Below are 12,832 nucleotides of genomic sequence, written 5' to 3'. Positions count from 1 at the left end.
GCATCAGCTTTAACCACATCAACCATTAACTCAAAAGTTCGGCGGCTTACTCCAGTCATTCGCTTAAATTTTTTTGCAGTAAGCTGTTTGGCTTTCTCTATTTTCACTGCTCCTCAAAGTCCTAATCGCAAATTGCCAAATTTTCAATCATACGACAAAACACTTTTGCAAGAGTTCTAGTAATGGAATGGGTGCATCGTTACAATGAAGTCGGTCCAGAGACACTAGTTTACCAACGTAGTGGTGGGCATCCCCCCCTTTATCTATAGAGATAGAACAAGCATTAAATCAGCAGATACCAGCAATTCTCATTATGAGAATTGCTGCTAAACTGGCATTTCTGTTGTTAATTTAACATATTTAGTTTAGGAGAGCCAAAATTATGAACTCTATAGACCCAGCCACAAACAATCCCAACCCACAGCCGTCAGTAGTAGTATTAGATGAACTCGCTTTCATTAGCAAATCTCTCGAAGACCATCCACAACGCGAAAGGATTCTAGAGAAAATTCAGAATTATCAATCTCAGCTTTTACGGCAAGGACAGAGTAAGTAAGATTTATTTGATTTTTTTAAATTAACCTTCTTTTGTTACTTTCAGAAAACAATAATTGAAGCAACATTCTGAAACTTTTATTTAGTCGAGCTTTGAGCTTTTATTTTCTAACAGTAATTCAAGTTTGTAGCCAGAACCTTGAGATGGAAGCCCTGAAAGGCTTTCAGCGATTGGGTTCTACCAAAGTGACAAAAGAGGGTTAAGGTGTAATCTGTACCATTACAAACTAACAAGATAATTACGCCAGCCACCATAGTGGGAAATATTTTGTGCATCGGGAATTACATAAGGTTCACACAAAAATCCTTTAACCGAAGAACCGTCTTCCAGGTCTAAGGTTCCAATCACCAGGGGTGGCGGGACTGCGGCGACAAAAGTACCAAAGCCTTCTGCGCTCAGTTGCCAAACTTCTACTTCAATACCTACCCCAGAACCATCAAGAACTTTTATTAATCCAGGTTTAGCTGGTTGGGTATTGGCAAGAGCATAAAAGCAATATGTGGGGGCAGTTTTGCAGGTTTTTAGTAATGTAGCATGGCGTTCTTGCAGTTGATAGTTTAAGGGCTGCCCAGTGAGATGAGCGCCAACAACAGCAATATTAATCATGTTAGTGGATGCAATTGTCATCGAGAAATCCTTACAGAGCTTGTTTTGCCATAAGTAACGCCCATTTGATGGTGATAGCGGATACCTAATTCACACAGTGCTGCGTCTTGAAATGCTTGCCCGATTAAGGTGATGCCAAAGGGTAAACCATTAGCACGGAAGCCAGCAGGCAGAGCGATCGCACACAAGTCCATTAAGTTGACAAAATTGGTGTAGTAGCCCAGGTTGCTGTTGAGAGTGATCGCATCAGCTTCTACTTCCGCTTTGGTATAGATAGTCCCTGTGGTCGGCAATGCCAGAATATTGACTTTTTCCCACTGTTGTACAGCTTGCTGTTTGAGTGCTTCTAAAGCGTAAAAACTCTTGAAGGTATCTACTGCTGTGTAGCGTAAACCATTGCTAATAATTTGGCGGACAACGGGATGCATAGCATTAGCTTGAGTTTCAAGGAAAGATTGAATAGCCGCTAGCCGTTCTGCCACCCAAGCACCGGAGTAGAGCAAATTAGCAGCTTGCTGGAAGGGCTGAAAATCAATTTCTACAAAATTCCCGCCGATCACCTTTAACCTCTCTAATCCTTGCTGATACAAATCTGCTGCGGCTGCATCACCGAAAAACTGCAATTGATCTGGCTTGGGAACTCCAAAGGAAAATGATGATGGAATTGCTGCGGTTTGTGGTGGAATTTGGCGTGAATAACTATCGGTGGAATCAAAGCCACGGGCAACTTGCCATAAGATCGCAGCATCTTGGCAATTCAATGTGAAAATGGAAACGCAGTCGAGCGAGCGACAGGCAGGTACTACGCCGGACGTACTTAATACACCTCTGGTAGGCTTGAGTCCGACAATGTTGTTAAATGCTGCTGGAACTCGTCCAGAACCTGCTGTGTCAGTACCTAGAGAAAAGCTTACTAACCCCGCCGCGACTGCCACTGCCGAACCAGAACTAGAGCCACCGGAAATATAATCATCATGGAAAACACTGCTACAGGCTCCATAAGGCGATCGCACCCCGACTAACCCTGTGGCAAACTGATCGAGGTTGGTTTTACCGATCAAAATTGCCCCGGCTTGGAGCAAGCGATCAACTACCGTTGCCGTTTTTTCTGGGATGTAGCTGTAGGCTGGACAGGCAGCAGTCGTGGGCATTTTCGCCACATCGATGTTATCTTTCACGGCAAAGGGGATACCGTACAGGGACAAGTCATCTAAATTTCTGCCAGCAAGAACTTCAGCTTGAGCGATCGCTTCTGTTTTTGGTAATAGATGAATCCAAACGGCATCGTTTCCCCGTGCAGCAATCCGGCGATAAACTGACTCAATTACATCCGTTGGTTGCAATTGAGCGGTTCGATAAGCTGTAAGCAGCGATTCAATATCCAGGCTGATTAAGTCCGTCATGGTGCTTCTCCTCGGATAATTGCTAATATCTGTCCGGCGGTGACAAGTTGCCCCGGTTCGCAGAGGACTTCTACTACCGTTCCTGGATCATCTGGTAGCAGGGTCATTTCCTGCTTCATTGCTTCCAACACAATTACACCCGTGTCTTCCGTAATGCGATCGCCCGCTTTAATTAACACCTGCCAAACGTTTGCTGTTGTTGGGGCGCTCAGAGCGTAGCAATCATCGGGAATAGTCGTTACTGCTGCTGGTGGGAGATCGGCGGCGGCGAGTGTGCTTTCATCTTGGGCTGTAGCTGTCCAGCGATCGCGTTCTTCTCGAAAGGCAATTCGCTGACGCGTTTGGCATGTCCTCACCTCTTGGGCAATTTCCTGCAAAAACTGTTGATAGTCGCCAAATTTAAATGTGGTTTCTTCAACTTTTAGTTTGAACTTGCCTTCAATAAAATCCTCTCGGTGGCGCATTAGCTCTTCGTGAGAAACTGGATAAAACCGAATCTGGTCGAAGAATCGTAACAGCCAGGGTTTGCCATCTGTAAAATCTGCGGTTTGTTTGTAGCGATTCCACATCTGCACGGTGCGTCCGACAAACTGATATCCACCCGGCCCTTCCATACCATAAACGCAGAGATACGCACCACCGATGCCGACTGCATTCTCTGGAGTCCAGGTACGCGCCGGATTGTATTTTGTGGTGACGAGGCGATGACGCGGATCGAGTGGGACTGCTACTGGCGCACCAAGATAAACATCGCCTAAACCCATCACCAAGTAACTCGCATTAAAGAAAATTTCTTTAACCTCTGCGATACTGCCCAATCCATTAATCCGCCGAATAAATTCAATATTACTAGGACACCACGGTGCATCTTTTCGCACCGACTGCATATATTTTTCAATGGCTAGTTGAGTAGATTCATCATTCCAGGACAAGGGTAAATGTACAATTCGGGTCGGTACTTCCAACTCGGAAATATCTGGTAGATGAGATTCGATGTCTTTTAATGCCGCAACTAAATTTGATTGCGAAATGACGCGGCTATCGTAGTGAATTTGTAGCGATCGCATTCCCGGCGTTAATTCCAAAACCCCATCAATTGGGTTCGTTTGCAGATGAGCCATTAACTCATGCACCCGGAAACGCAACTTCAAATCCAGCACCAAATCTCCGTATTCAATCAACAAGTATTTATCACTCGCTTGACGATAGGTAACGGCAATTTGGTTATCAGTTGCGGGAATTTCTGCCACAATTGCCTGATATTCGGAACCGTCAGCCTCCAGAGTCACTGCTGCCCCTACTTGCAAGGTTTCGATTTGCCGATCCAACTGCAATTCTTGTTGCAATGCTTGGTCAAAGGTGAGGCGACGGAATTGCACCGTGTTACCCGGTTTGAGTTGCCCAATTTTCCAGAGTTGTGCTTTGGCGATCGTCGCAGGACAGACAAAACCTCCCAAACTTGGCCCATCCAAACCCAGGATAATCGGCATATCTCCGGTAAAATCGATTGTACCAATGGCATAGGCATTGTCGTGAATATTAGAAGGATGTAGCCCTGCTTCACCCCCATCTTGCCGCGCCCAGGTTGGTTTTGGCCCAATCAACCGAATTCCGGTTCGCGCCGAGTTATAATGCACTTCCCAATGAGTAGTGAAAAAAGTCTCGATGTCTTCATCCGTGAAGAAATCCGGTGCACCGTGAGGGCCATACAAAACTCCAATTTCCCAATGATTTGAGTAGGTGGGAATCAATTCCGGGGAAATGGGCTGCGGTTGGGAGGTACAGGGATACAACTTCAGGACATCGCCCACCTGTAAGGCTCTGCCGCCATGTCCACCAAACCCACCCAGAGTAAAAGTTGCTTTACTGCCTAAATAATCGGGTACATCAAACCCGCCTTGCACGCTAATATATGTGCGGAAACCATTGCCCTGAATGCTGCCCAACCGTAGGGTACTCCCTGCTTTTACTGAAACTGCCGTCCAATAGGGAATCGGCTGTTTATCTAGGGTAGCTTTCATCTGCGCTCCTGTAAGGCAAATCACCGTGTCGCAATTGAAGCGCAAAGCGGGGCCAGATAGTGTACACTCCAACCCGGCTGCCGATTCTGGATTGCCTAAAATCCGGTTGCCCAAGCGAAACGCTAAAGAATCCATTGGGCCAGAGGGCGGTACACCGATATTCCAGTAGCCCACTCGTCCAGGATAATCTTGAATGGTGGTCATCGTGCCGGCAACTAGCACATCAATTGTATTCGGGCGATAGGTAAAGCTATTAGTAAATTTTGTGGTGATATTGCCCTTGATAAATGTGGAATCGGCAATAATTTGGCGCAGGTATTCCAAGTTGGTTTCAATGCCGTCGATGCGAGATTGGGCTAGGGCAGTTTGGAGAGTAGCGATCGCATCTTCTCTTGTTTCTCCATGCACTATTATCTTCGCCAATAAGGGATCGTAATACGGCGAAACTTTTGTGCCAGTAGCAATCCAAGTATCGCAGCGAATATCAGGCGCAAACTGCACTTGAGTTAACTCACCAGAACTCGGCTGAAAATTTTTATTTGGATCTTCGGCATACACCCGCACCTGAATCGAATGTCCTTGCGGTTGGTACTGATAGGATGCCAACTCTAGCGACTCACCAGCCGCCTGACGCAGCATCCACTCTACTAAATCTACACCTGTAATAGTTTCTGTTACGCCATGTTCCACCTGTAGCCGGGTGTTCACCTCTAAGAAGTAGAACTGTTGGGTATCCACATCGTAGATAAACTCAACTGTACCCGCCGACTGATAGCGAATTTCCTGACCGAGTTTAACGGCAGACTCATACAAACGCTGCCGCAAAGTATCATTAATATTTGGTGCAGGGGCTTCTTCAATTACTTTTTGATTGCGTCGCTGCGTTGAACAATCACGTTCACCAAGGGCAACAACGTTGCCTTGTCCATCGCCAAAGATTTGTACTTCGATGTGCCGCGCCCGTTCAATGTATTTTTCTAAAAATACTCCACTTTGGCTAAAGTTATTACGGCTTAAGCGTTGCACATTGTCAAACAAGTCTGCCAAAGTATCTTCAGTCCGGCACAACTGCATTCCAATGCCGCCACCCCCTGCGGTGCTTTTGATCATCACAGGATAACCAATTTCCGCCGCCGCCTGTTTGACTTGCTGCAAATTGTCTAGCAACAAACTACCGGGGACGAGTGGCACTCCAGCAGCTTGTGCGATCGCTCTTGCTTCATGTTTGAGTCCAAATCGCCGCAGTTGATCGGGTGTGGGGCCAATAAATGCAATTCCTGCTGCCGCACAAGCTTCGGCAAATGCCACATTCTCGCTCAAAAAGCCATAGCCGGGATGAATCGCCTCAGCACCAGTTGCCTGCGCTGCCGCCAAAATCGCCTCAGTGCGAAGATAACTCTGCGCCGCCGCAACTTCTCCCACACACACAGCTTCCCCAGCCGCCGCAACATGGGCAGCATGGGCATCAGCTTGGGAGTAAACTGCAACCGAAGCAATACCCAAGCGATCAAGGGTGCGAATAATCCGGCAAGCAATTTCACCGCGATTGGCAATCAAAACTTTGTTGAACATGAGCGATAAAATAATTTGTAATTCGTAATTAAGTTTTGTAGAGTGTGTTATGCCGCAGGTTAACGCACCATTTTAGATGTTTGCTGCATTAGGACTAGCCCTATCAAGGTGATATGTAGCTTAAATTTCATATTCACTTAAACAAAATCTTCACTTGTTTTTTATAATTTTGAAAATTCCAAGTTCAGAAGCTAGTACCGCACTAAAATGATAAACTAATCAACTGCCGTAGCGCAGAAAACACAGAGAGAAGTCTGAGCAACGGCTTCCACTGCTCAGAACTTCGGAGGAGAAAAGGAAATTGTCTTGATGTTTTATGCAGCAACTTAGTCCGGTTGCCCTACTACCACGTATATTGCCTCTTACACCATTTCACAAAAAACATGATACAGTTCTAAACCCTGAAAGCCTTGCTGCATCTAAGCTCTTCAATTACGTTAGCGGTAGCGAGCCTGCGAGCGTCATTGCGAATTGCGAATTGCGAATTGGTATTACGCGTCCCAAACAATCAACCTAATTGGCGTGGGATTGTAAGCATTGCAAGGGTTATTAATTTGTGGACAGTTAGAAATCAAGACCATCACATCCATTTCTGCCCGCAGAACGATGCTCTTCCCGGCTTCGGAAATACCATCAACAATTTCTAACGTGCCGTCTTCGCTGACGGGAACATTCATGTAGAAGTTCACATTGCTGACGAGATCGCGTTTGTTCATCTCATACTTGCTCAGTTCCAGCAAGTAATTCTCGACACAAGCGTGCAGATGTTTTTTGTGCAGCCCATAGCGCACTGAGTTGCTTTCCATACTACAGGCGCCACCTAGGGTATCGTGTTTGCCACACTCATCATAGATGACGGTCATCATCACGTTGCCTTCGTTAGAAATCAACTGAGTGCCTGTAGTAATGAAAATGTTACCTTGACGGACGATGGTATCGGGAGCGCTATAGCGTTCTGAGGTATCATAGGCGTTGTAAAACAATGTATCAACGGCTTGATTACCTAATAAATCGATAATCTTTAAAATTTGCCCTTTTTTGATTATCTTAGACCAAGGCTGACGGGCAGCTATTTCCTGATCATAAATTGCTGTTGCTGGATCGAGTTCAAGGGGTAATGTTGCGACCATAATAGGAATCCTCTTCTATTTATTAGATGCAAAGAAACAGAGATTGCAGGAAACTAACCTACCCAACTACTCTTGAGCAAACAACGCATCAGTGTTAATGAAACCACGAATCACTTGTTCGTTTGCAGTGCGGCACAGATCGTCCGGTGCAGGTGCAGGTGATTTCCAAACAGTAAGTTGAATTGGCTTAGGCTTGTAGACTGTATCGGGGTGCAATACATGGGGACAGTTAGAAATAATCACTAATACATTCATTTCTGCCCGCAAATCAACAAAACTGCCCGGTTTTTCCTCGCCTACAATATATTCCAAATCTCCATTTGGACACACTGCTACCCTGCTAAATAAATTGAGGTTAGGCATTAGGTCTTTGCGGGTTAAACCGCGCTTGCTCAACGCTTTCAGGAAATTGTTGCGGGAGTTGTTATAATCGCTTTCGCCATATTTGTTGTAAGGGCCTTCGCCGTATTTTGCAGCGTTGCTGGCAGCATTGCTGCAACCACAGATGAGATCGTGATGGCCGGAGGTATCCTCTGTGATGGAGAACAGAATGCGTCCCATGTCAGAGTAAATTACCATACCCTTTTTCAGGAAGGCGTTGAACTGAATCTTGGCGGTATCTGCCACATTAACCCGCTCGATCGGGCTATCCGCGTTGTAGCAAATCATCGAAACACCGTGAGATCCTTCCAAATCAGTCACACGCAAGGTGTTTCCCCGTTTGATCACGTAATGCCAATACGCACCACCAGGCAGTTTTTCATCGAGCAAAATCAGGCTCGGATCAATTGCCCCGATATTCGGCAGAACAGATGCTTGCACCATAAAATCCTCTTGTTACGGTTGGATGATCAGTTTAGGAATTGCCAAAGGCTCAACCTCTGGAATTGAAGAAACTACTGACTCAAATAACAAAGCCCAGGAGATTACCAATACAGTCATACTGTCTGGCTCTCCCGGGCTTTTTTCCCGCCGTGTGACCGACTCTTTTAAAATCGGCTGCTTCTCTTGGACCAGTCATCTCACTCTCGGCGCGATCGGAACCCTAGAAGCTCATCCTTATTCAGTTTGCAATTTGAGTTTGCCAAACTTCTACAATATTGTAAACAAAGCCTTTCTTATCTAGGTTAGCATTTTTACACAATATTTGTTCATTATTTTTTTTAGCAGGAGTAATCAAATAAATTTGTATCCGTAACTACTTTTTAACAGCCTTGTGCGGCTAAAAATTATCTGAATCTGCCATTGAAAAGCAATAAAGTGGCAGGTGCGATCGCTCTGGGGCAGCGATCGCTTTTTTGAAAAAACCATTCAAATATCAACAAATCCTCACCTTTTATTTGATTATCGTATCATTGAATACAATTTGGTGATTCGCTCGTTGTTAGAGTGTTCGGTGAAAAGAAAAATAAATGCAAGTTTTCAGTATTCTGCTTGTTCTAGATAGTAAGTTCTTAAATGAGCAATTGTCTGGAGAATTTAAAAGTTTAATTGAACGCAAAATTTATAGACTTCTAGGGTTCCGGTTTGGATTGAGCGGATCAAGTGTTGAACTTGTTTCTGGATTAGATACAAATGCTGGTCCAAGAGAAGTCGGTAAGCTAATTGGTTGTGAATTTTGAGCGCCTGATTAGTTTATTACACGGCGGGAGAAAAGCCCGGGAGGAAGTTTCAGCTATTAAGTGCTGAATGATTCTTTCTGGGCTTTGTTATATCAATTCAAGTTTATTGCCCTGTACTTTATTATTTGCAATTGAAAAATATTATTTTGCCTATGAAAAAGCGATCGCTCCTCACAGCTTGCCTGTTATTTTTAGTTGTTATGTCTTTAGCTGTAAGCTGCACAAACCCAGCAGTATATATTAAAACTACCACCGAAGCAGAGGCAGCAGCAGTCGTTAACAGCAAAGCTAGAACGATAAACTTGGGCTTCAGCGCTTGGCCGGGTTGGTTTCCCTGGCAAGTTGCTCAAGAGCAAGGAATTTTTAAAACCAAAAACACAACCGTTAACCTTAAGTGGTTCGATGGCTACCTTGAATCCATTAGCACCCTTGCAGCCGGACAAATTGATGCCAATAGTCAAACCCTTGGTGATACGCTCAGCTCGGTAGCAGGGGGCGCAGATCAAGTCGTGGTGCTAGTCAACGACAACTCGACCGGCAACGATAAAGTCATCGTCGCAGGAGGAATCAACAGCGTTGCAGATTTGCGTGGTAAAAAAGTAGCTGCCGAAGAAGGCACCGTCGATCACTTTTTGCTGTTGCTGGGCATGAAACAAGCTGGCTTAAAGCCCCAAGACATTCAGTTTGTGCCTTTGGAAACAGGAAAAGCGGCTGCTGCTTTTGCTGCTGGTCAAGTTGATGCAGTTGCCGTTTTTGCACCGTTTACAACACAGGCATTGCAGCGATCGGGTAGTAAAGAATTGTTCAGTTCCAAAGACTTTCCGGGCGCAATTTCTGATCACTTGGTCGTATCGCGTCCGTTTTTGTATGAACATCCCCAAGAAATTCAGGCACTTGTTGATTCTTGGTTTGCCACGCTCGATTACATCCGGGAAAACCAGGATCGTGCCTACATCATCATGGCAAAACGGGCAGGTGTGCCAGTTGAGGAATACAAACAATATGCCGATGGTACGCGCCTTTTCACAGTGGAAGAAAATTTGAAAGCGTTTCAGCCTGGCAACAACATGGGTTCTTTACTGTATGCTACTGAGCAAATGAGCCAGTTTCTGATCGATGTGGGGTTGGCGAAAAACAAACCGAATACAACATTTTTATTTGACGATCGCTTCGTCAAAGCCTATATGCAAAAGCGATCGAAGCCTGGATAGAACTAGCAAATTCGGTATTTTATTGTCTGCCTCAATCCCTCACCCCAAATTTAAACGATGAGCCACAGCACTCCGCCTCGCTCGCTCCAATCATTCACCAAACCAAAAAACATGAAGTCTACGGTTTTTTGGCGGCTGGTCGAAGATATCCCTAAGCCTCTTTATACGGTATTAACCATTACTTCGATTGCCCTGCCACTGTTGCTCTGGTGGGCAGTAACCAGCTTTGGCAACATCGATCCAAAGTTTTTGCCTTCGCCAGCAAGAGTTGCAGAAGCAGCAGGGCGCTTGTGGATGACACGCGAACTGCTGAAAGATACTGTAGCGAGTCTTTGGCGGGTTGGTGTTGGTTTTTTGTTAGCAGCAAGCTTCTCAATTCCGGTCGGAATTTTGATGGGGAGTTTTCCCAGTATTCGCGCTTTATTAGAGCCGCTATTTGGTCTAATGCGCTATATGCCTGCACCCGCCTTTATTCCACTGCTAATTCTCTACTTGGGCATTGGTGAAGAACCGAAAATTATGCTGATTTTCATCGGCGTGTTTTTCTTCAATACGCTGATGGTGATGGATACTGTAAAGTTTGTGCCTAAAGAGTTGATTGAAGCAACCTATATGCTGGGTGGCGATCGCTGGGCAACACTAACTCAGGTGATTTTACCGCACGTTCTTCCCGGCATTTTGGATGCCTGCCGGATCAACTTAGCTGCCGCTTGGCAGCTTGTGATTGTGTCAGAACTAATTGCCGCAAACGAAGGATTAGGAAGACGCATCAGCGTTGCTGGTCGATTTTTACGAACCGATGAAATCTTTGTTGGACTAATTGTGATTGGCGTAATCGGATTGACATTTGATTTGTTATTTCAGTATCTGCTTCGCGTCACCTGCAAATGGACAAGTCAGCAGCGATAAACAACTCGATAGAACATTTAACCTAGAGAGGCTAAACCGATGTTTTTACAAGTCAATAAGCTCAACAAACACTTTTCGACTCAATCCGGTACGCTCGTAGTTCTCAAAGATATTAACATGACAATCGAGCAGGGCGAATTTATTTGCGCGGTCGGTGCCTCCGGTTCCGGCAAATCCACGCTACTCCGTCAAATTGCTGGACTCGATAGCCCGACATCGGGAGAAGTATGCATTGATGGCAAGCAGATCGCTGGCCCAGGCCCCGATCGCGGCATGGTGTTTCAGAACTACACACTTTATCCCTGGATGAACGTGCAAGAAAATACCGAGTTTGGACTCAAACTGCAAGGCGTCCCTAAAAAAGAGCGGCGCGAACAGGCAAGCTACTTTCTCAGCATCGTTGGCTTGTCCCGCTTTAGCGGTTTGCTGCCCAAGGAGCTATCAGGTGGGATGAAGCAACGTGTTGCGATCGCCCGCGCCCTTGCGTCTGAACCTAAAGTGTTGCTCATGGATGAGCCGTTTGGTGCGCTCGATATCCACACTAAAGAATCGATGCATGAATTTATACTTGACCTCTGGCAGCGCACCAACATTACAATTTTCATGATCACCCACGATGTCGAGGAAGCCGTTTTCCTGTCCAACCGCATCTATGCCTTGGGTGCTTGTCCTGGCACAATACGCAAGGTGATGACCATCAATCTGCCGGAGCGTAGCCCATTGATCAAGCGTCATTCCACCTTCCACGACTATCGCGATGAACTGATGGATCTGCTGCGGCAACATGGCAAGGAAGCCGTTGCAGCATAACATAAGAGTTGACAGCAAAAAACTAAACTGCGCGTTTGCACTTTATGACAGCTTCGCCAGATATTCCCCAATGCGTGGATAATGCCAGCATAGTATCTAAAGTTAGTATATAATTACTATTTTTTAGTGCAGTTCTCGTTTCAGTTCCAATTAGCTATAGGACTGTTCGCCATCTTTTTCCAAGATGGCAATTAATTCCAATACTCGCATATTTTCTCCCGTCCAAACTTTATCTAGTAACCGCAAATTTTCAAGAGTTAGGTCGCTCTCTTTCATTATCGATACATTTGTTTTGCCCAGTGCCATCAACAAATCTTCAAATACCACTAAGCCATTAAACTCCAAGCCTTGAATCTCGGCTGATGCTAAGGCTGACAATCGCTCACCACAAATCTCAATCATGAACCAATCACAAAAATCTTTTTCCAGCAATGGATAACGACCACCGATCCCTTGCATCAGCCATAGACCATAGATACTGGCTGTCGCATCATCCATTGTGGCTAAACGTTTAGCTGCCACCTTCCCAAGATTCTCAAAAAATCGCACACCTAAAGCTTTTTCTAACATCTGCATTGACTCTGGTAGTGCATAAGCTACAACAGAAATTTGGCTATTTTCTAGTTGTTTAGAATGATAATTTTCTAAATATTCATTTGCCTCATTTGATGCCAACATCCTACCATCTGGGTGTAAGTTGAAATCAACCCCTGGCTTGAAATCTCCTTGAACTAGTTTTTGAGTCATGCTTGTCGATACATCCTTTACGGCTTGTTGATAACTTTCCTTGCCTACGTATTCTTGCAAGAACCAAACAAAATTTGCATAAGAACTCTTGCATAAATATTTTTTAGTATAATAGAGGATTATTTTTTTCCAGTTGGGGGAAGTTCAAATAGTCACAACTTACTAAATTTCTAGTATTAACTGTTACTGGAGAATCCCAAACCAAAAAATTGACATAGCTAACTGATTCAGCAATTAGTTATTTG

At 45.1% G+C, this 12,832-nt stretch carries 11 protein-coding genes, 1 pseudogene and 2 riboswitches; of the genes and pseudogenes, 4 read left to right on the top strand and 8 right to left on the bottom strand.

Going from position 1 to position 12,832, the window contains the following annotated elements:
- A pseudogene (locus RM347_RS34555) lies at positions 1-107 on the bottom strand (IS5/IS1182 family transposase); the annotation flags it as partial.
- A 275-nt stretch (positions 108-382) separates the two neighbouring features.
- On the opposite strand from RM347_RS34555, the gene RM347_RS34550 reads away from it, so the two are divergent.
- Positions 383-556, top strand: coding sequence for a hypothetical protein (locus tag RM347_RS34550; RefSeq protein WP_322716873.1), 174 nt, complete (start codon positions 383-385; stop codon positions 554-556).
- Positions 557-775: 219 nt separating this feature from the next.
- On the opposite strand, the gene RM347_RS34545 is transcribed toward RM347_RS34550, so the two are convergent.
- From RM347_RS34545 to RM347_RS34520, 6 genes are all read right to left on the bottom strand, one after another.
- The gene (locus RM347_RS34545; protein WP_322716874.1) at positions 776-1,183 is read right to left on the bottom strand and encodes an allophanate hydrolase-related protein; all 408 of its coding nucleotides are present in this window, start codon (positions 1,181-1,183) and stop codon (positions 776-778) included.
- On the bottom strand, positions 1,180-2,565 hold the full coding sequence (gene atzF / locus RM347_RS34540) for an allophanate hydrolase (protein WP_322716875.1): 1,386 nt from the start codon (positions 2,563-2,565) through the stop codon (positions 1,180-1,182). Before atzF ends, RM347_RS34545 begins: the two co-directional genes overlap by 4 nt.
- Complete coding sequence (gene uca / locus RM347_RS34535; RefSeq protein ID WP_322716876.1) at positions 2,562-6,158, bottom strand: urea carboxylase; 3,597 nt, start codon at positions 6,156-6,158, stop codon at positions 2,562-2,564. Before uca ends, atzF begins: the two co-directional genes overlap by 4 nt.
- Before the next feature lie 491 nt (positions 6,159-6,649).
- On the bottom strand, positions 6,650-7,288 hold the full coding sequence (locus RM347_RS34530) for an urea amidolyase associated protein UAAP2 (RefSeq protein WP_322716877.1): 639 nt from the start codon (positions 7,286-7,288) through the stop codon (positions 6,650-6,652).
- A 66-nt stretch (positions 7,289-7,354) separates the two neighbouring features.
- On the bottom strand, positions 7,355-8,113 hold the full coding sequence (locus RM347_RS34525) for an urea amidolyase associated protein UAAP1 (protein ID WP_322716878.1): 759 nt from the start codon (positions 8,111-8,113) through the stop codon (positions 7,355-7,357).
- Positions 8,114-8,239: 126 nt separating this feature from the next.
- Positions 8,240-8,348: riboswitch (guanidine-I (ykkC/yxkD leader) on the bottom strand.
- A 116-nt stretch (positions 8,349-8,464) separates the two neighbouring features.
- Complete coding sequence (locus RM347_RS34520; RefSeq protein WP_322716879.1) at positions 8,465-8,599, bottom strand: hypothetical protein; 135 nt, start codon at positions 8,597-8,599, stop codon at positions 8,465-8,467.
- A 192-nt stretch (positions 8,600-8,791) separates the two neighbouring features.
- Positions 8,792-8,955: riboswitch (guanidine-I (ykkC/yxkD leader) on the top strand.
- Positions 8,956-9,062: 107 nt separating this feature from the next.
- Between RM347_RS34520 and RM347_RS34515 the strand changes: the two genes are divergently transcribed.
- The 3 genes from RM347_RS34515 (at position 9,063) to RM347_RS34505 (ending at position 11,840) form a co-directional block, all read left to right on the top strand.
- Positions 9,063-10,121: an ABC transporter substrate-binding protein gene (locus RM347_RS34515; RefSeq protein ID WP_322716883.1), complete on the top strand. Its 1,059-nt coding sequence runs from the start codon at positions 9,063-9,065 to the stop codon at positions 10,119-10,121.
- 111 nt (positions 10,122-10,232) lie between these two features.
- On the top strand, positions 10,233-11,030 hold the full coding sequence (locus tag RM347_RS34510) for an ABC transporter permease (RefSeq protein ID WP_322716880.1): 798 nt from the start codon (positions 10,233-10,235) through the stop codon (positions 11,028-11,030).
- 39 nt (positions 11,031-11,069) lie between these two features.
- On the top strand, positions 11,070-11,840 hold the full coding sequence (locus tag RM347_RS34505; RefSeq protein WP_322716881.1) for an ABC transporter ATP-binding protein: 771 nt from the start codon (positions 11,070-11,072) through the stop codon (positions 11,838-11,840).
- Between the two features lie 150 nt (positions 11,841-11,990).
- Here RM347_RS34505 and RM347_RS34500 read toward each other — a convergent pair whose 3' ends face one another.
- A complete protein-coding gene (locus tag RM347_RS34500) occupies positions 11,991-12,587 on the bottom strand; it encodes a hypothetical protein (protein ID WP_322716882.1) in 597 nt (198 codons plus the stop codon).
- Positions 12,588-12,832: the final 245 nt, after the last annotated feature.

Origin of the sequence: Nostoc sp. ChiQUE02, from assembly GCF_034531305.2 — a bacterium.
Lineage (GTDB): Bacteria > Cyanobacteriota > Cyanobacteriia > Cyanobacteriales > Nostocaceae > Nostoc.
The sequence above is the reverse complement of the archived record's forward strand: the minus strand, read 5'-3'. Positions and strand labels throughout refer to the sequence as shown.